This is a genomic window from Janthinobacterium rivuli, from assembly GCF_029690045.1.
GTDB classification, from domain to species: Bacteria; Pseudomonadota; Gammaproteobacteria; order Burkholderiales; family Burkholderiaceae_D; genus Janthinobacterium; species Janthinobacterium rivuli.
Genome location: NZ_CP121464.1, coordinates 5,338,643 through 5,357,307 on the forward strand (window position 1 = coordinate 5,338,643; position 18,665 = coordinate 5,357,307).

The 18,665-nt window shown below is 64.0% G+C and carries 14 protein-coding genes and 2 tRNA genes; 10 read left to right on the forward strand and 6 right to left on the reverse strand.

Features of this window, described 5'->3' with window-relative positions; all coding sequences use genetic code 11:
* Positions 1-104 precede the first annotated feature (104 nt).
* Complete coding sequence (locus tag P9875_RS24220; RefSeq protein ID WP_278316810.1) at positions 105-1,067, forward strand: LysR family transcriptional regulator; 963 nt, start codon at positions 105-107, stop codon at positions 1,065-1,067.
* Here the strand turns inward: P9875_RS24220 and mug are convergent.
* Positions 1,000-1,521, reverse strand: coding sequence for a G/U mismatch-specific DNA glycosylase (gene mug / locus P9875_RS24225; protein ID WP_278316811.1), 522 nt, complete (start codon positions 1,519-1,521; stop codon positions 1,000-1,002). The two genes, P9875_RS24220 and mug, sit on opposite strands and share 68 nt — an antisense overlap.
* 152 nt (positions 1,522-1,673) lie before the next feature.
* On the opposite strand from mug, the gene P9875_RS24230 reads away from it, so the two are divergent.
* Together P9875_RS24230 and P9875_RS24235 are read left to right on the forward strand one after the other, a co-directional pair.
* Complete coding sequence (locus tag P9875_RS24230) at positions 1,674-2,150, forward strand: (2Fe-2S)-binding protein (RefSeq protein ID WP_035821503.1); 477 nt, start codon at positions 1,674-1,676, stop codon at positions 2,148-2,150.
* Complete coding sequence (locus P9875_RS24235) at positions 2,147-4,453, forward strand: xanthine dehydrogenase family protein molybdopterin-binding subunit (RefSeq protein ID WP_278316812.1); 2,307 nt, start codon at positions 2,147-2,149, stop codon at positions 4,451-4,453. The genes P9875_RS24230 and P9875_RS24235 overlap by 4 nt, the downstream gene beginning before the upstream one ends.
* Here P9875_RS24235 and P9875_RS24240 read toward each other — a convergent pair.
* The gene (locus P9875_RS24240) at positions 4,450-5,628 is read right to left on the reverse strand and encodes an MFS transporter (protein ID WP_278316813.1); all 1,179 of its coding nucleotides are present in this window, start codon (positions 5,626-5,628) and stop codon (positions 4,450-4,452) included. The two genes, P9875_RS24235 and P9875_RS24240, sit on opposite strands and share 4 nt — an antisense overlap.
* 110 nt (positions 5,629-5,738) lie before the next feature.
* Here P9875_RS24240 and P9875_RS24245 point away from each other — a divergent pair, with 110 nt between their 5' ends.
* Positions 5,739-6,524 carry a helix-turn-helix transcriptional regulator gene (locus tag P9875_RS24245; RefSeq protein WP_278316814.1) on the forward strand — a complete coding sequence of 262 codons (786 nt, stop codon included), beginning with the start codon at positions 5,739-5,741 and terminating at the stop codon, positions 6,522-6,524.
* A 62-nt stretch (positions 6,525-6,586) separates the two neighbouring features.
* Here the strand turns inward: P9875_RS24245 and P9875_RS24250 are convergent.
* Positions 6,587-6,663, reverse strand: a tRNA-Met gene (locus P9875_RS24250).
* Between the two features lie 142 nt (positions 6,664-6,805).
* Positions 6,806-6,882: transfer RNA gene (locus P9875_RS24255), tRNA-Met, on the reverse strand.
* 185 nt (positions 6,883-7,067) lie between these two features.
* Here P9875_RS24255 and P9875_RS24260 point away from each other — a divergent pair.
* Genes P9875_RS24260 through P9875_RS24270 form a run of 3 tightly spaced genes read left to right on the forward strand, consistent with a single transcriptional unit; the run spans position 7,068 to position 9,157 of the window.
* Complete coding sequence (locus P9875_RS24260; RefSeq protein ID WP_278316815.1) at positions 7,068-7,646, forward strand: NUDIX hydrolase; 579 nt, start codon at positions 7,068-7,070, stop codon at positions 7,644-7,646.
* Between the two features lie 11 nt (positions 7,647-7,657).
* Positions 7,658-8,374: a leucyl/phenylalanyl-tRNA--protein transferase gene (aat, locus tag P9875_RS24265; protein WP_099402950.1), complete on the forward strand. Its 717-nt coding sequence runs from the start codon at positions 7,658-7,660 to the stop codon at positions 8,372-8,374.
* A gap of 60 nt (positions 8,375-8,434) precedes the next feature.
* Complete coding sequence (locus P9875_RS24270; protein ID WP_278316816.1) at positions 8,435-9,157, forward strand: arginyltransferase; 723 nt, start codon at positions 8,435-8,437, stop codon at positions 9,155-9,157.
* A 129-nt stretch (positions 9,158-9,286) separates the two neighbouring features.
* Here P9875_RS24270 and P9875_RS24275 read toward each other — a convergent pair whose 3' ends face one another.
* Positions 9,287-12,598 (reverse strand): S41 family peptidase, encoded by a 3,312-nt coding sequence (locus P9875_RS24275; RefSeq protein ID WP_278316817.1) that lies wholly within the window; start codon positions 12,596-12,598, stop codon positions 9,287-9,289.
* Between the two features lie 203 nt (positions 12,599-12,801).
* On the opposite strand from P9875_RS24275, the gene P9875_RS24280 reads away from it, so the two are divergent.
* From P9875_RS24280 to P9875_RS24290, 3 genes are all read left to right on the forward strand, one after another.
* Positions 12,802-13,851, forward strand: coding sequence for a quinone-dependent dihydroorotate dehydrogenase (locus tag P9875_RS24280; RefSeq protein WP_278316818.1), 1,050 nt, complete (start codon positions 12,802-12,804; stop codon positions 13,849-13,851).
* On the forward strand, positions 13,851-14,897 hold the full coding sequence (locus P9875_RS24285) for an aldo/keto reductase (protein ID WP_278318869.1): 1,047 nt from the start codon (positions 13,851-13,853) through the stop codon (positions 14,895-14,897). Before P9875_RS24280 ends, P9875_RS24285 begins: the two co-directional genes overlap by 1 nt.
* A gap of 295 nt (positions 14,898-15,192) precedes the next feature.
* Complete coding sequence (locus P9875_RS24290; RefSeq protein ID WP_278316819.1) at positions 15,193-17,610, forward strand: TonB-dependent receptor plug domain-containing protein; 2,418 nt, start codon at positions 15,193-15,195, stop codon at positions 17,608-17,610.
* An 83-nt stretch (positions 17,611-17,693) separates the two neighbouring features.
* Here P9875_RS24290 and P9875_RS24295 read toward each other — a convergent pair whose 3' ends face one another.
* Entirely contained in the window at positions 17,694-18,383 is a 690-nt protein-coding gene (locus P9875_RS24295) for a hypothetical protein (RefSeq protein WP_035821517.1), read from the reverse strand.
* Between the last annotated feature and the right edge of the window lie 282 nt (positions 18,384-18,665).

The window sequence follows — 18,665 nt, forward strand, 5'->3', positions numbered from 1 at the left end:
CCGCAGCGAAGGAGACCAGCTTACGTACTTGCACCGACAAAGAGAATCCCATAATATTGAGAATCATTCTTCCAAAATTCGATAGGCTCACATGAGAACACGCCATGGATAGACTGGAATCCATGACCATCCTGCTGGCCGTGGTGGACGCGGGGAGCCTGACGGCCGCCGCGCGCCATCTCGGCATGCCGCTGGCTACCGTCAGCCGCAAGGTGGCGGCGCTGGAAGCGCACCTCAACACGCGCCTGCTGCACCGCACGACGCGCCAGTTGTCGCTGACGGAAGCCGGCCACTCCTACGTGGCCGCGTGCCGCCGCATCCTCGACGAGATCAGCGAAGCGGAGCGCATTGCGACGGGTGAATATGCGGCGCCGAAAGGCGAACTGACGATCACGGCGCCCGTCATGTTCGGACGCCTGCACATCGTGCCCGTGGTGGCGGCGTTCCTGGCCCGCTATCCGGACATCGAGATCAAGCTGGTACTGACCGACCGCGTGCTGCACCTGATGGACGAGCAGGTCGACGTGGCCGTGCGCATCGGCGATCTGCCCGACAGCAGCTTCATGGCGACGCGGGTCGGCACGGTGCGCCGGGTCGTCTGCGCCAGTCCCGGCTACCTGGCCGCGCATGGCACGCCAACTGCGCCGGACGACTTGGCCGCGCATGCCTGCATCAGTTTCGAGGTGCTGGAATCGCGGCGCGCCTGGGTCTTCGGCACGGGCAAGGCTGCGCAGTCCGTGCCCGTGCACTCGCGCCTGGCCGTCAATACGGTGGACGCGGCGATCGCCGCCGCCACCCTGGACGCGGGCGTGATCCGCGTGCTGTCGTATCAGGTGATGGACGCCCTGCGCGGCGACCGGCTGCGCATCGTGCTCGCACCGTTCGAAGCGGCGCCCTTGCCCGTCAGCCTGCTGCACAAGGGACAAGCGCCGCTGCCCTTGAAATTGCGCGCCTTCCTCGATTTCGTCACGCCGCTGTTGCGCGCGGTGGAGCTGGACGTCAGCCCAGCGCGCGTTGGAGTTCCGCATACGCGTCGACCAGCTGCTGCTTCGAATAGCCGCGATTGAGCCCACTGGGATTGGGCAAGATCCACACGCGCGCGCCGCCGAAGCGCTCCGGCTGTTCGCCCCACTCCAGTTGGCGCTTGCCCGTCATCGCCGCGTAGGCGGCCTTGCCCAGGAAGGCGATCCACTGCGGCTGCAGCAAGGCCAGTTTATGCCGCAGGCCCGCCGCCGCTTGCGCGAATTCGTCCGTGTCCACCTGATCCGCGCGGCGGGTCGGACGTCCGACGGCCGCCGTCAACCCCAGCCCGAAACCGAGCACGCTGGCATCGTCCTGCGGCGCCACCAGATGCGGCGTGAAGCCGGCCAGGTGCAGCACGGGCCAGAAGCGGTTGCCGCGGCCGAGAAAATGGTGGCCGGCCGCCGCCGCGTCCACGCCGGGATTGAGGCCGCAAAAAACCACCCGCAAGCCGGGAGCGAGAATGTCCGGCAAGCCCGGCGCCGTTGTGAGGCATGTCATGGAGAACTCCGATATCAGAAGCCGCAGTATGCCACCGGGCCCCACTCCCTGCAGCGCATGGCCGCTGGTGCTACCATCCCCTACTGATGCGCTCATCCGTTTGGCGGATGACCGTCGCGCTGTCCCGCACCATCCCCCACCAAGGAATACACATGACGACCCTGACCATCAATGGCAAGCAGCACGACCTTGCACTGCCTGAAGACACGCCCCTGTTGTGGGCCTTGCGCGACGAACTGGGCATGACCGGCACCAAATTCGGCTGCGGCATGGCCCTGTGCGGCGCCTGCACCGTGCACCTCGATGGTGTAGCCATCCGCTCCTGCGTGACGCCGGTGTCGGCCGCCGCCGGCAAGAAGATCATCACCATCGAGGCGGTGGGCGAAGACAAGGTCGGCCTGGCCCTGCAACAAGCGTGGCAGGAACACGGCGTGCCCCAATGCGGCTACTGTCAGGCCGGGCAAATCATGTCGGCCACGGCCCTGCTGCACAAGACGCCAAAACCAAACGACCAGCAAATCCGCGAAGCGATGAGCGGCAATATCTGCCGCTGCGGCACCTACACGCGCATCCACGCAGCCATCAAGCAGGCCGCCACCAGCATCAACGCAAAAGGAGCGGCCAAATGAGCATCCATGACACTCCTGCAGCACATTCGCCCGCGCGGCGCAACTGGCTCAAAGCCGCCGGCGCGCTGGCCGGTTTGACTTTGGTGGCTGGTCCTTCCGGCCTCGTGATGGCGGCCGATGCCGTCAAATACGGCGGCGACAAGATGGCTGGCGGCGTGGTCGACGACAGCCTGGTCTTCCTGTCGGTGGCCGCCGACGGCATCGTCACCATTGTTGTGCACCGCTCCGAAATGGGCCAGGGCATCCGCACCAGCCTGCCCATGGTGGCGGCCGACGAACTGGGCGCCGACTGGGCGCAGGTGCGCGTGCAGCAGGCGCCCGCCGACGAAGCGCGCTACGGCAGCCAGGATACGGACGGTTCGCGCAGCATGCGCCACTCGTTCCGCGCCATGCGCCACGTGGGCGCCACGGCGCGCCTGATGCTGGAAACGGCGGCCGCCGTGCGCTGGGACGTGCCAGTGACGGAAGTCAAAGCCGTCAACCACGCCGTCGTGCATGCGGCCAGCGGACGGTCGCTGTCGTTCGGCGCGCTGGCAGAAGAAGCGGCCAAATTGCCGGTGCCGCCACGCGCGCGCATCAGCCTGAAAACGGCGGACGAGCTGCGCTACATCGGCCAGACCAGCACGCGCGGCATCGACCTGCACGACATCGTCACGGGCAATACCCACTTCGGCATCGACACGCGCCTCGATGGCATGGCGTATGCCGTCATCGCCCGCCCTCCCGTATTCGGTGGCAAGCTGAAAAGCGTGGACAAGACGGCAGCCCTGAAGGTGCCGGGCGTGCTGCGCATCGTCGAACTGGCGGGCAGCCCGCCGCCGGCCATGTTCAATCCGCTGGGCGGCGTAGCCGTCATCGCGCGTAACACCTGGGCCGCCATCAAGGGCCGCGAAGCGCTGGTGCTGGAATGGGACGACGGCCCGAACGGCAGCTATGATTCGAAAGCCTTCCGCAAGACCCTGGAAGCGGCCGTGCGCCAGCCGGCCAGCCCGGCGCGCGACCAGGGCAAGACGGTGGCCACGCTGGCCGCCGCTCCCGCCGCGCGCAAACTCAGTGCCGAATACTATCTGCCCCACCTGGCCCACGCCACCATGGAGCCGCCCGCCGCCACCGTGCGCATCGCCAACGGCAAGGCCGAAGTGTGGGCCTGCGTGCAGGCGCCGCAAGCGACGCGCAGCAACGTGGCCAAGGCCCTGGGCCTGACGTACGACGACGTGACCGTGCACGTGACCCTGCTCGGCGGCGGCTTCGGGCGCAAATCGAAACCCGATTTCGCCGTCGAGGCGGCGCTGCTGTCGAAAGCCATGGATGGCGCGCCCGTCAAGCTGACGTGGACGCGCGACGACGACCTGCAGCACGACTATCTGCACACGGTGTCCGTCGAACGGCTGGAAGCGTCGCTGGACGCGAAAGGCATGCCGACGGCCTGGCTGCACCGCACGGCCGCTCCCACCATCACCTCGACCTTTGCCGCCGGCGCGAACAAGCAGGCGCCGTTCGAGCTGGGCATGTCGGCCATCAACGTGCCGTTCGCCATTGCGAACATCCGCGTCGAAGTGCCCGAAGTACCGGCCCACACGCGCATCGGCTGGTTCCGTTCCGTATCGAATATCCCGCACGCCTTCGCCATCCAGTCGTTCACGGCCGAACTGGCCCACGCGGCAAAGAAAGACCATCGCGACTACCTGCTGGCGCTCTTGGGCCCCGCGCGCAAGATCAATCCGGCCGACCTGTCCGACGGCTGGAACTATGGCGAGGACCCGGCGAAGTATCCGGTCGATATCGGCCGCATGCGCCACGTGATCGAGCTGGCGACGGCCAAGGCGGGCTGGGGCCGCAAACTGCCCAAGGGACGGGGACTGGGCCTGGCCGTGTCCTACAGTTTCGTCACCTATGTGGCGGCCGTGATCGAGGTGGAAATCAATGCGGCCGGCGAAATCATCGTGCCGCGGGTCGATATCGCCATGGATTGCGGACCGCAGATCAACCCGGACCGCGTGCGCTCGCAGATCGAGGGCGCCTGCATCATGGGCCTGTCCTTGGCCATGAGCGGCGAGATCAGTTTCAAGAATGGCCGGGTCGAGCAAAGCAATTTCCACGACTACGCCGTGCTGCGCGCCGCCGACGCGCCGCGCGTGATCCACACGCACCTGGTGCCGGGCACCCTGGACATGGAGCTGGGCGGCGTGGGCGAGCCGGCCACGCCACCCATCGCGCCCGCCCTGTGCAACGCCATCTTCGCCGCCACGGGCAAGCGCATCCGCGCCCTGCCCGTGGGCATGCAGCTGGCGAAGAAAGGCTAGGAGCGCCGCGCAACGAAGAACTGCAGCAGCAACGCCGCGGCTGCCACGGCTGCGGCGCCGGCCGCCAGCAGCCACATCGGCCAGTCCAGCAGGAGCAGCAAACCGCCGGTGGCGGCGCCGATGGCGCTGCCCAGGTACAGCGCCGATTCGTTGAGGGCGATGGCCAGGTTGCCGTCGCCCTGCCGCGCGCGCACGGCCAGCAACTGCTGGTTTTGCGGCACTTGCAGGGCCCAGCCAGCCGCGCCCCACAGCGCGATCGGCGCCAGCATCAGCCAGGCCGACCAGCCGGCCGCCAGCGGCAGCGCGCACAAGGCCAGCGCCAGCAGCAGCAAGATGCAGCAGGTCAGTTTCGGCGCCGCCACCTTGTCCGCCCAAGGCCCGACCAGCACGCTGCCAGCGATTCCCCCCACGCCCCACGCCCACAGGAAAGGTGTGACGGACATCGCCGCGCCGTGCGCCGACCACGCCAGCAGCGGCGCGATAAACGTGTACATGCCCAGGCTGGCGATGGCCGCCAGCAGCGACACCAGCAAGATGGACAGCACCTGCCCATCGGCCAGCAAGGCCAGCTTGCGGCGCAGCGACGTGGCCGGCGCCGCCGGCAGCGCGGGCAGTTTCCACAGCAAGCCCGCCAGCGCCAGCCCACCCAGAAGAGTCACCAGCCACAGGGCCGCCGTCCAGCCCAGCTGCTGCGCCAGCAGCAAACTCAATGGCACACCCAGCACCGTGCCGCCCGCCATGCCGCCCATGATCACGCCGATGGCCTTGCCCCGCTGCTGCTGCGCCGACACGCCCGCCGCCGCCGCGATGCCCAGCGCCAGATAGACACCGGCACCGATGCCGGCGATGCCCCGCCATGCGAGCAAACCGCTGAAACCTTGTGCCAGCGCGCTGGCCCCATTCGCCAGCACGAATACTGCCAGCGCGATCAGGAGGCCGGAGCGCTGCGCGCGCGCCGGCAGCAAGGCCACCACCAGCGGCGAACCAAGGCCATAGGCCAGGGTAAACGCCGTCACCAGTTGCGCGGCCATCGCCAGGGAGATGGAAAACGCGCCGGCGATCATCGGCATCAGGCCCGCCGTCACATACGACGCCATGCCCAGCGCGAACGCGCCAATGGCGATCAGGTAGACGGTGGCGGGAAGACCGGTACGGGAGGAAGAATAGTCAGACATGGGCCAGCTTTCAGAAAGAAAGCAGGCATTCTGGAATACAATATAAACAATTACAATTTAACTGTTTATGCTATTACTGATAGCAACAGACTCACCGGAAAGACAGCACCATGCGCACTTTGGCCCGCACCCGCCACGAACTGGCCGCCTACCTGCAGGCGCGCCGCGCACGCCTGTCGCCCGAGGACGTGGGCTTGCCCGGCGGCGGACGGCGCAGGACGCCCGGCTTGCGCCGCGAAGAAGTGGCGGCGCTGGCTGGCGTGGGGCTGACCTGGTACACCTGGCTGGAGCAGGGGCGCGACATCGGCGTCTCGAGCGCCTTTCTCGACAAGCTGGCCGAAGTGCTGAAACTGGACGGGGGCGAACGCCGCCACCTGTTCCTGCTCGCACATGCGCGTCCGCCAGCCGAAGAAGGCAAGACGTTTTGCGTGGTGCCCCCGCCGGTGCGCCGGTTGATGCACGAGCTGGCGCATCCGGCGTATGTGCTCAACCTGCGCTGGGACGTGCTGGCGTTCAATGCGGGCGCGGATACCCTGTTTGGCTTCGGCGCACATGTGCCATCGCGGCGCAATCTGCTGTGGCTCTTGTTTACCGATCCGCTGCTGCGCTCACGCTTCACGGCCTGGGAAGAGCAGGCGCCGCTGATGCTGTCGAGCTTTCGCCGCGACTACGCGCGCGCCACGCAGGAAGCGGACATTCACGCGCTGGTGCAGGAACTGGAAAAAGTCTCGCCCGAATTCAAGCTGTGGTGGCGCCGCCACGACGTACATGCGCCGTGTGCAGGCGTGCGCCGCCTGGACATCGGCGGCGAGCAGGTCGCGTATGAACACACCTCGCTGACCATCGATGCGGACCGCCATCTGCGGCTGGTCGTGTACGCACGCCAGCTGGAATAGGAAATCTCCCCGCATAACGAAAAAACCGCTGGCCCTCTTGCGAGGAACCAGCGGCTTCGAATTGGTTGCGGGGACAGGATTTGAACCTGTGACCTTCGGGTTATGAGCCCGACGAGCTGCCAGACTGCTCCACCCCGCACAAGAATTATATACCAGATTGTTGCGGGGCGTAAAGGGCTTGATTTGACAATTGCATGCGCGCCCCGTCTGCCGGAGTTCGCCGTTGGCCAGCAATGAAAAAAGCCGCCGATCTTTTGCAAGAATCAGCGGCTTTCCGGTATTGGTTGCGGGGACAGGATTTGAACCTGTGACCTTCGGGTTATGAGCCCGACGAGCTGCCAGACTGCTCCACCCCGCACAAGAATTATAAGCGCAAACGGGTGACTTAGGCAATAGCTATCTCAACTTCGGCTGCAATAGAGCCATTTAATGAAAAAACTCGGCCAATTGCCGCTTGGTATTGTGTCCGCCCGTCACGCCACGCCGCGCGCAATCGGTGTACAGTAAGCGTTACACTAGACACCCATTTTCCGAAGCCTGCCCATGAAATTCTGCTCCGAATGCGCCCATCCTGTCAGCCTCTCCATTCCGGAAGGCGACAACCGTCCGCGCTATGTCTGCGCCAACTGCGACGCCATCCATTACCAGAACCCGAAAATGGTGGTCGGCTCCATCCCCGTGTGGGAAGAGGACGGCCAGCTGCAGGTCTTGCTGTGCAAGCGCGCCATCGAGCCGCGCTTGGGCTACTGGACCCTGCCGGCCGGCTTCATGGAAAACGATGAAACGACCTCCGACGCGGCCGAGCGCGAAACGGTGGAGGAAGCGGGCGCGAATATCGAACTCGGTCCCCTGTTTTCGCTGCTGAACGTGCAGCGCGTGCACCAGGTGCACCTGTTCTACCTGGCGCGCCTGCGCGACCTCGATTTCGCGCCGGGCATCGAAAGCCTGGACGTGCAGATGTTTACGGAAGCGCAGATTCCCTGGGATGACCTGGCCTTTCCCACCATCCGCGCCACCCTGGAACTGTTCTTTGCCGACCGCGTGAAAATCCGCGAAGGCGGCAGCTATGGCTTCCATACGGGCGACATCACGCGCCCGATGGCGCGCGTGGATGCAGAATAAGCAACTGCCGCATGATTCCCTGGCTCGACATCCATACCCCGTTCCCCGACGTCTCGCGCGCGCTGACCGACGAAGCGCCAGGCCTGCTGGCGGCCGGCGCCGACCTGTCGCCCGCGCGCCTGCTCGACGCCTACCGGCGCGGCATCTTCCCCTGGTTTTCCGAAGGCCAGCCTATTTTGTGGTGGAGCACCGATCCGCGCATGGTGCTGATGACGGAGCATTTCAAGGTGTCCGACAGCCTGGCCAAGGCGATCCGCAAGGTCGAGCGCAGCGCCGCCACGGACGGGCGCTGGCAACTGCGTTTCGACGGCGATTTCGAGGCCGTCATGCGCGCCTGCGCGGCGCCACGCAAGGATGGCCCGGGCACCTGGATTTCCGACGAGATCATCGCCGGCTACACGGGCTTGCACAAGCTGGGCTACGCGCATTCGTCGGAGCTGTGGCTGGACGGGGAACTGGTGGGCGGCGCGTATGGCGTGTCGATCGGGCGCATGTTCTATGGCGAATCGATGTTCGCACGGGTGACGGATGGCTCGAAGATCGCGCTGGCGCAGCTGGTGCGCTTTTTGCAGGCGCGCGGCGTGACCATGATTGACTGTCAGCAAGAAACGAAGCACCTGGCCTCGCTGGGCGCGGCGCCCATTTCGCGCGCGCGCTTCCTGGCCCATGTGCGCAGCGCCATTGAAGCAACGCAAATCACCGATTGGCAAGCTGCGCCAGCGGCATAAAAAAGCTATGATAGCTTCACGCAGACTTCCATTGCCGCGGACAGACCAGACAGGATCAGCATGACGCACCTGAACGAACTACCGTTTGCCACCCTGCAGTTCTACACGACGGCACCGTATCCGTGCAGCTACCTGGACGACCGCCAGGCCCGCTCGCAGGTGGCCACGCCTTCGCACCTGATCAACAGCGACGTGTATTCGGAACTGGTGCGCAACGGCTTTCGCCGCAGCGGCATTTTTACCTACCGCCCGTATTGCGATGGCTGCCAGGCCTGCATCCCCGTGCGCGTCGTGACGGGCGAGTTCACCCCGAACCGCAACCAGCGCCGCGCCTGGAGCCGCCACGCCGACCTGCAGGCGGGCGTGGCCACCCTCTCCTTCCTCGACGAGCACTACGAACTGTACCTGCGCTACCAGAGCACGCGCCACGCGGGCGGCGGCATGGACCAGGACAGCCGCGACCAGTATGCGCAATTCCTGCTGCAAAGCCGGGTCAACACGCGCCTGGTGGAATTCCGCGATGCCGAAGGCATCCTGCGCATGGTCAGCATCATCGACGTGCTGGCCGATGGCCTGTCATCCGTCTACACTTTTTTTGACCCCGACGTGCCGGGCGCCTCGTACGGCACCTACAACGTGCTGTGGCAAATCGCCCAGGCGCGCGAACTGGGCCTGCCGTATGTGTATCTCGGCTACTGGATCGAACAGAGCCCGAAGATGGCTTATAAAATCAATTTCAAGCCGCTGGAAGCGAGGATCAAAGGACAGTGGGTGGTGATGTAAAACCAAGCGCATGTCGGTGGGGGCAGTTGGTAGGTCGGATTAGCGCGCAAGCGCGTAATCCGACACCACCGGCGGCGCCAACAATGTTGTCGGATTACGGCGCTGCGCGCCTAATCCGACCTACGCCTTTTATTTACTTTTATCTGGAAACGCCGGACGGGCAGGCCGCGCGGGCGGGTTCTTCGCCAGTTCGGCCTGTATCACCTCGATCGCTTTTTCCAGCTGCGGATCGCGGCCGGCGATGACGTCGGCCGGCGTTTGCTCGACTTCGATATCGGGCGGCACGCCTTCGTTTTCAACGCCCCAGCCATTCTCGCGCGTCCAGAACGCCAGGTTCGGCGCCGTGATGAAGCCGCCATCCATCAGCACGGGAAAGCCGAGGACGCCCACCAGGCCGCCCCACGTGGCCTTGCCGATCAGCGGACCCATGTTATTTTTGCGGAACATCCACGGCAGCAGGTCGCCGCCCGAACCGGCCGTCTCGTCGATCAGCATGGCGCGCGGACCCTGGATCGACGCGGACGGCGTCTTCATGTCGGCGCCATAGCGCATGGTCCACCAGGCGATTTCCTTCTTCTGCAGGATCTCGATGTAGTAATCGGCCACGCTGCCGCCGCCATTGAAACGCTCGTCGACGATGATGGCCTGCTTGTCCGCCTGCGGGAAGAAATAGCGCTTGAAGTAGGTGTGGCCCAGGCCCGCCGTATTGGGCACGTACACGTACGCCACCTTGCCGCCGGTCGCCGCATTGACCTTGCGCATATTGCCTTCGATCCAGTCGCGGTTGCGCAAGGCATCCTCGGTCGGCACCGGCACGACGGTGATCGTGCGCGCCCCCTTGCCGTCGGCCGATGGCCCCACGGTCAGGTCGATGGCCTTGCCGGCCGTGTTCTCGAAGGCGCTGTAGATATTCGTCGGCGGCAGCAAGGGACGGCTGTCGACGGCCAGCAGGTATTCGCCCGCCTTGACGTTCAGGCCAGGCTCCGTCAGCGGCGCGCGCAGGGCCGGATTCCAGTTCAAGCCGCCATACACTTTCTTGAAGCGGTAATGGCCGTCGCTCACTTCATAGTCGGCGCCCAAGAGTCCCCCCGGCACTTTCTTCGCCTCGATAAAATCATCGCCGCCACCGCCGCGGTGATGGCCCACTGCCAGTTCGCTGCACATCCACTGGATCAGGCGGTTCAGGTCCGCGCGGCTGGACAGCTCGGGCAAGAACACGGCGTACTTGTCGCGCATGGCTTTCCAGTCCACGCCATGCATGCCCGGATCATAAAAATAATCGCGATTGATGCGCCACACCTCATTGAAAATCTGCGTCCACTCGGCGCGCGGATCGGCTTTTACTTCGATGGCGTCGACCTTGATCTTGCCTTCGCCGGGCGCCAGCAGCTTGCCCATGGCGGAACCCATGGCCCAGTTGTCCTTCTGGCGATACAGCAGCTTCTTGCCATCGGCCGACACTTCGAAGTCGTCCGCTTCGGCCACCACGGTTTCCGCCTTGCGCTCCTTCAGGTCGAAGCGCTGCACGGCCTTCTTGCCATCGCTTTCGCGCAGCAAAAATATCTGCCCCGCAGCGCCGGCGGTCAGGCTGGAAAACTGCGCGGCCGGCAGCGGCAGGTCGACGATGCGCGTGGCGATGCCGTCGAAATCGATGTGGATCGGCGCCACGGGTGCCACGACCACTTTCGGGTCGTCGCGGCCCGTCTTGGGATCGATCTTCGCTTCGCTCTTCGGCTCCGCCTCCGCCTTCGCCGTGTCCTTCTTGCTCTCCGTGCTGGCAGCCTTTTCCTCGTCGCTTTCCTTGATCAGGGGCGATGGCAGGTCGCGCCGCAGCACGGCCATCCACACGGTGCGCGTCACCAGGTTGTCTTCATTCTGCTGCGAGAACCAGTTGTTGCTGGGGCCTGCATTCGTCGAAGCGAAGAAGTACAGGTATTTGCCGCTCTTGTCGAACACGGGCTGGGCCACGTCGGACAGGCCATCGGTCACGGGCATCGACTTGTTCTGCTCGACGGAATAGATATACGCGCTGCGCGTGTAGGTGGGCGAATTGAGCGTGTAGGCCAGCCAGCGCGAATCGGGCGCCCACGAGGCGCGCATGCTCTTGTCGACGCCATACATCGGCTCCGTAGCCACTTTCTGCACCTTGCCCGTGCCGACGTCGATCACGTACATGCTCCAGCCGTTGTCGGCAAACGCGATCTTTTTGCTGTCGGGCGACCAGACGGCGTTGTCATAGAAGCCGCTGCCGTTGAGCTTGAGCTTTTTCACGGCACCCTTGCCATCCTGCGCCCGCACATGCAGTTCATACTCTCCCGACTCGTCCGAGAAATACGCGACCGAACGGCCATCGGGCGACCAGATGGGCGTGCGCTCGTGGGCACCGGCCGTCTGCGTCAGGTTGCGCACGTCGCCCTTGTCGGCGGGGATGGTGACGATCTCGCCCCGGTACTCGAAGGCGATGCGCGCGCCCGAGGGCGAAATCGACGCGTCGCGGATGTATTTCGCGTTCTTGACCCAGCGGGGCCGCGTTTGCCCCAGGTCGCTGGCCACGCCGATGGCCAGCTTGTGCGTCTGGCCGCTGGCGATGTCGAACGCGTGCAGATAGCCGGCCTGCTCGTAGACGATGGTGCCGTTCGCGGCCGACGCGTTCAGCACGGGGAAATCCGCATGCCGCGTCAGCTGGCGCACGGCTTTCGTCTTGACGTCATAGGCAAACAGGTTGAATTCGCCGTTGCGGTCGGAGCGGAAGTAGACGGTGTCGCCTATCCACATCGGATCGACGTCGTTCGAGCGCGTCGTCGGCTGGGGGATTTTTTCAATCGACTTGTCGCTGGACGAAAACAGCCACAGCCAGGAATTGGTGCCGCCACGGTAGCGCTTCCACTGCTTGAAGGCGGGTGCCAGCGGGTTGTACGCGATGCGCTTGCCATCGGGCGAATACGTGGCGCGCGAGGCGTTCGGAATTTCCAGCTGCGTTTCCACGCCGCCCGCCACGGGCACCGTAAACAGCTTCTGGAAGCGGTTGTTGAAGGCGGCGCGCGGTGAGGTGAACATCACGGCCTGGCCATCTGGCGTGAACGCCTGCGCCAGGTCCGCTCCGGGGTGGAAGGTCAGGCGGCGCGGCACGCCGCCGGCCGCGGCGATCACATACACGTCGACATTGCCGTCGATGTTCGCGCTATACGCGATCAGGCTGCCGTCGGGCGAAAATACGGGATGCGACTTGTCGCCCAGATCGGACGTCAGGCGCCGCGCGCCGCCGCCATCGAGGTTGGACAGCCACAGGTCGCCCGCATAGATGAAGGCGATGTGGCGGCTGGAGACGGCAGGCTCGCTCAACATGCGGGTGTCTTGGGTGTTCGGCAGTGCCAGGGCCGGGTGGCTTAGCAGCAGTGCGCTGGCGGCCGCGATGGCCGTCAAAATGCGTGTCTTTTTCAATCGATGTCTCGCTTATAAGGTAAAGAGAACAGGGAAGAAACAGGAAAGTCCAAGGCCCCATGCTGATTATCAAGGGATTAATATTGCACTAGACCAACAAGAACTATACACCCGGCAGGCGCGTGGAACACGGTAAAATACGGCACTTATTTCGCGCGCCGCCAGCCCTTCCCGGCGCCACGCACACCTACTCAAAGCGCCCCATGTCTGAAAAATTCCTGTACTCCCTCGCCCGTCCGCTGCTCTTTTCGATGGATGCCGAAGCGGCCCACCATCTCACCCTGCCCGCCCTGAAACGCGCCAGCGCGCTGGGCCTGACGAAGCTGGCCGGCAAACCGGCCGCCGACCCACGCACGGTGATGGGCATCACCTTCCCGAACCCGGTCGGTCTGGCCGCGGGCCTGGACAAGGACGGCGCCTACATCGACGCGCTGGCCGACCTGGGTTTTGGCTCCATCGAAGTGGGTACCGTCACGCCGCGCGCGCAGGCGGGCAATCCGAAACCGCGCATGTTCCGCCTGCCGCAGGCGCAGGGCATCATCAACCGCATGGGTTTCAATAATGGCGGCGTGGACGCCTTTGTCGCCAACGTGCAGGCGTCGAAGTTTTACCAGAACCGCGCCGGCGTGCTGGGCCTGAACATCGGCAAGAATGCCGACACGCCCATCGAACGGGCGGCTGACGACTACCTGCTGTGCCTGGAAAAAGTCTACCCGTACGCCAGCTATGTGACGGTGAACATCTCGTCGCCGAACACGAAGAATTTGCGCCAGCTGCAGGGTGCGTCGGAACTCGACGCTCTGCTGTCGCAGCTCAAGGAAGCGCAGGCGCGCCTGGCGGACAAGCACAAGCGCTACGTGCCGCTGGCCCTGAAAATCGCGCCGGACATGGATGGCGAACAAGTGAAAAGCATCGCCGAGTCGCTCACGCGCCACAAGATTGATGGCGTCATCGCCACCAACACGACCCTGTCGCGCAGCGCCGTCGAAGGCATGCCGCACGGCGCCGAAGCGGGCGGCCTGTCCGGCGCGCCCGTGTTCGAACTGTCGAACAATGTCATCCGCTTGCTGAAGGCGGAACTGGGCGACGCGCTGCCCATCATCGGCGTGGGCGGCATCATGCAGGGCAAGGATGCCGTGGCCAAGTTCGAGGCGGGCGCGCAGCTGGTGCAGCTGTACAGCGGCCTGATTTACGCCGGTCCGGCGCTGATCAAGGATTGCGCCCGCGCGCTGCGCGGCAAGCAGGCGAAATGATCAACAAGGTCAAGCTGGGTTCCAGCAACCTGGAAGTGAGCACGATCTGCCTGGGCACGATGACCTTCGGCGAGCAGAACAGCGAAGCCGAAGCGCACAGCCAGCTCGATTACGCGCTGGAACGGGGCATCAACTTCATCGACACGGCCGAGATGTATCCGGTGATGGCCAGCGCGCAAACGCAGGGCAGCACGGAGCGTTACATCGGCAGCTGGCTCAGGAAAAGCGGCAAGCGCAGCCAGATCGTGCTGGCCAGCAAGGTGGCCGGGCCGAATTCGCGCATGCACTGGATACGCAAGGGCAAGACGGATCACGACGCGGCCAACATCCGCGCCGCAGTCGAAGACAGCCTGCGCCGGCTGCAGACGGAGCACATCGACCTGTACCAATTACACTGGCCCAGCCGCAACCTGCCCATCTTCGGCGCCAGCGTGTACAACCCGCGCAAGGAGCACGCGTCGGTCGCCATCGAAGACACCTTGGCCGTGCTGGGCAAGCTGGTCGAGGAAGGCAAGATCGGCCACATCGGCGTGTCGAACGAATCGTCGTGGGGCGTATGCGAATACATCAAGCAGGCGCAGCTGAAAGGCTTGCCGCGCATCGCCTCGATCCAGAACCTGTACAACCTGACGGCGCGCCATTTCGAGACAAGCTTGCTCGACGAAACCTGCCACCGGGAAAACGTCAGCTTGCTGGCCTACAGCCCGCTGGCGTTCGGCCAGCTGACGGCGAAATACCTCGACGATCCGCAAGCCAGGGGCCGCCTGACGCGCTTCCCGGCCGGCTGGAGTCCCCGCTACGTGCGCCCCGCTACCATAGCAGCCGCCGCCCAGTATGCGGCGCTGGCCCGCGCGCACGGCTTGACGCCGGCGCAGCTGGCCCTGGCCTGGTGCTACTCGCGCTGGTTCGTGGCCTCGACCATCATCGGCGCCACCAGCGTGGCGCAGTTGCAGCAAAATATCGATGCCCATCAAGTCAGCCTGTCGCCGGACCTCGTGGCGGCCGTCGACGCCATCCACGCCAGCCTGCCCAATCCAGGGCAATAGGCGCACTCCGTCTGGCGGCGCATGCCGCCGCCAGGCTCCCCCGCCCATAGCAACTAGTCGTATTTATACAACAGCTGGCAATTTACTGCTGTGCAGCATTGCGGCCTGGCCATGCCCGGTCGTATGCTGGAAACGTGGCCATATGCGCTACCCGCGCCATTTGGACGTGTATCAGACATTTATTGCATATCGATAGACAGAACGATTCGTAAGCACGCCACAGACCCACTGTTACTCTGATGTCATCACCGGACCGCCCTGGTTCGCGCATCCACCAACCGAAGAGATATCGTCGATGAGTTCAAGCACCGCCCGCTCCCAGATTCCCGCCCTGCCCGTGAAAACCGTTATCGCCGCCAGCCTGATCGCCTGCTTCAGCCTGCCCATGCAGGCGCAAGCGCAGCAAGAGCTGCCGGCCGAAGGTGAATTGCAATCGGTGGTAGTCACTGGCACCTTCGCCAAGAACCGCCGCACCATCGATTCCGAGTCGCCGATCGACATCCTCACCTCGCGCGACCTGCAAAGCACGGGTTCGGCCGAACTGGCCACCGTGCTGGCACGCCTGCTGCCATCGATGAACTTCCCCCGTCCGACGGGTGCCGATGGCAGCGATGCCGTGCGCCCTGCCCAACTGCGCGGCCTGTCGCCCGACCAGACGCTGGTACTGGTGAACGGCAAGCGCCGCTACACCTCGGCCGTCGTCAACGTCAACGGTACCCTGGGCCGCGGCTCGGCGCCGGTCGACCTGAACGCCATTCCCCTGGCCGCCATCGACCATGTGGAAGTGCTGCGCGATGGCGCGGCGGCCCAGTATGGCTCCGATGCGATTGCCGGCGTAATCAACATCATCCTGAAAAAAGGTGCGGCCGGTGGCGACATCGAAGTGGGCTATGGCCAGACGCAGGAACGCGACGGCAAGCAAAAATCCATCAAGGGTTCGGCCGGCTTCGCCCTGGGCGACGATGGCTGGGTGCGCGTCTCGGCAGAAGTGGCCGATCGCGGTCCGACCAACCGTGCCGGCCGCGATTTCAGCAACCCGCTGGAACCGCGCTATGGCCAGGTCAACCTGCGCTACGGCGATGCCGAGAGCAAGCCGGCCACCGTCTTCATCAACAGCGAATACCATCTCGGCGACAACCTGGACTGGTATGCCTTCGGCGGCTACGGCCAGCGCGACACCTCGGCCGGCGCCACCTGGCGCGCAGGCCTGGTGAAGAATGAAAAAGGGGACTACATCACGCGCTCGTCGATCTTTCCCCAAGGCTTCTTGCCAATCCAGAACAGCACCCTGACCGACCAGTCGCTGGTGACCGGCTTGCGCGGCGAAGCGGCCGGCTGGCGCTGGGATGCCAGCCTGAATTACGGCAGCAACAAGTTCAAGCTGGATCTCGACAATACCGTCAATTTCGACCTGGCCGCCGCCAGCCCCACGCACTTCTATGTGGGCTCCCTGAAAAATGAACAGACCGTCCTGAATCTCGACGCGGCGCGCGAATTCCCCGTCGCTTACTTTACGGGGCCGCTGACGGTGGCCGTGGGCGCCGAAGCGCGCCATGAAAAATACACGATCGGCGCTGGCGAGAAAGCATCGTATACCGGCACCGGTTCGCAGGGCTTTGCCGGCTTCCGTCCCGAAAACGCGGGTAGCCACAGCCGCCACAATGAATCGATCTACGTCAACCTGGAAGCGGAAGCGACGAAAAAACTGTCCGGTGGCGTGGCCCTGCGGCATGAGCGCTACAGTGATTTCGGCAGCACCACCTCGGCCAAGGGTTCGGCCCGCTATGCCTTCACGGACGCCCTGTCCCTGCGCGGCACCGTATCGAGCGGCTTCCGCGCGCCATCGCTGGCGCAGCAGTACTACACCATCACCACCACCAACTTCCAGGTCATCAATGGCACGAATACGGCCATCGAAACGGGTACCTTTGCCGTCAACACACCACAGGCACGCGCCCTGGGCGCACAAGACCTGAAGGCGGAGAAAGCGCGCAACTACAGCCTGGGCCTGCAGTTCCAGCCCACCCGCAACTTCACGACGACGGTCGACGCCTACCGCATCGACATCGATGACCGCATCCTGTTTTCCTCCAATCTGATACTCAGCACTACTTTGAAAAACATCCTGGCCGCGCAGGGCACGCCAGTGGGCGCGGGACGCTATTTCACCAACGCCGTCGATACGCGCACGGAAGGCGTGGACATCGTCAGCACCTACCGCATCGACTTGCAGGACAAGGATCGCCTGGACCTGACCGTGGCCTACAACCACAACAAGACCTCGGTACAGAAAGTGGCGGACAATCCGGCCATCCTGACGGCCAACAACCTGAAACTGATCGACCGCCAGACCATCCAGCGCGCCACCGTCGGTTCGCCGAAAGACAAGTTCAGCCTGGCTGCCGACTACAGCTTCGGCATCTGGAATGCGCACGGCGTCGTGACGCGCTACGGCAGCTTCATCGTGCCGCAAAACAATGCCCTGCAAGACCAGCACTACGATCCGCAATGGGTGCTGGACGTGTCCGGTTCCGTAAAACTGGGCAAGAACTGGCGCCTGGTGGCCGGTATCGACAACGTCACCAACCGCTATCCTGACCAGATCACCAGCGCGGGTAACCTCAACAATGGCGGCACCCAGCCGTACAGCGGCTTCGCACCGAACGGCTTCAACGGCCGCTACTACTACGCCAAGGCTGGCTATAGCTGGTAAATGGCAGGCTGGCTCGGCAGGCAAAGCCGTTACACTGGTCTTTGGCTGGGTATGTCTCGTGCAGCCCAGCCAAAGACCAGTGGCTACTTAGCCGGTGTTGCAGGCGGTGCTTGCTGCGCTTTGGCATGCTCGATGGCAACTTGATGTGTCTGCTCCTGTTGCCGCGTCTGCATCAGCGCCTGCGCTTGTGCCTCGCTATTTTTGACCGCCAGCTCGGTGCGCACCAGTTGTGCTTCTTTGGCTGCCATCTTGACTGCCGCGGTTTGTTGTTGCTGTGCTATCTGTACTTCGACAAAGGCCTTGGTGAGTTCGCTGAACAGCACCTTGACATCACCACTCTGAATGGCGCCATTCAAATGATACTGACACAAGGCATAGACGCCGGTACGGTAGGCGTCGAGTGCGGCAGTCCTGTCAGCGAGGACGCTCACTGTCGTTTCGAACTCATCGTCAAACTCGGCATTGCCACGGACGCCAGCTTTGCCAGTCACATCCAGCTTGCCGTTCAGGGCGGCCTCGATACCATTGGCCGTATCGGGCGGCGGCTCCGCACAGAAACGCGTCTGACGCTTGATAACAGCATTGTTGGCATCCACGCCGAGGTTTTCCTCGGTGACAAAGATGACTGTTCGCCTATCGGCAGACAGTGAAAAGACGCCCGGCATTTTATCCACGCTATCTTCCACTACCGGGCGATTGAATAGCGTTCCCAATTGAGATGCACAGCCGCAGAGCAATAGGGAAATGCCTCCAAGAAGCATAAATTTGAGCATGTTCGTCTCCACGATTGAGATCATGAAAGCTATCTGTGCTGCGAATGAAAAGAGTCAGCAAGAACCGGTTTCAGTCCAGACTAGCACCTGGCGACCCAGCCAGGCAGTGATGTTGCTGGAGTCTGCGCTTCATCAAGCTTCCATACACAGCAATTGCTCTCCTGAAAAACCATACAAGCTCTTGAGAACGACCCCGCTGTGCAAACTGGGAGCACGGATGAGAAAACGCCGGCCAGGCCGACGGGCAATCAGCTACCATGGGGGTTCTTCCACTCCGATGAC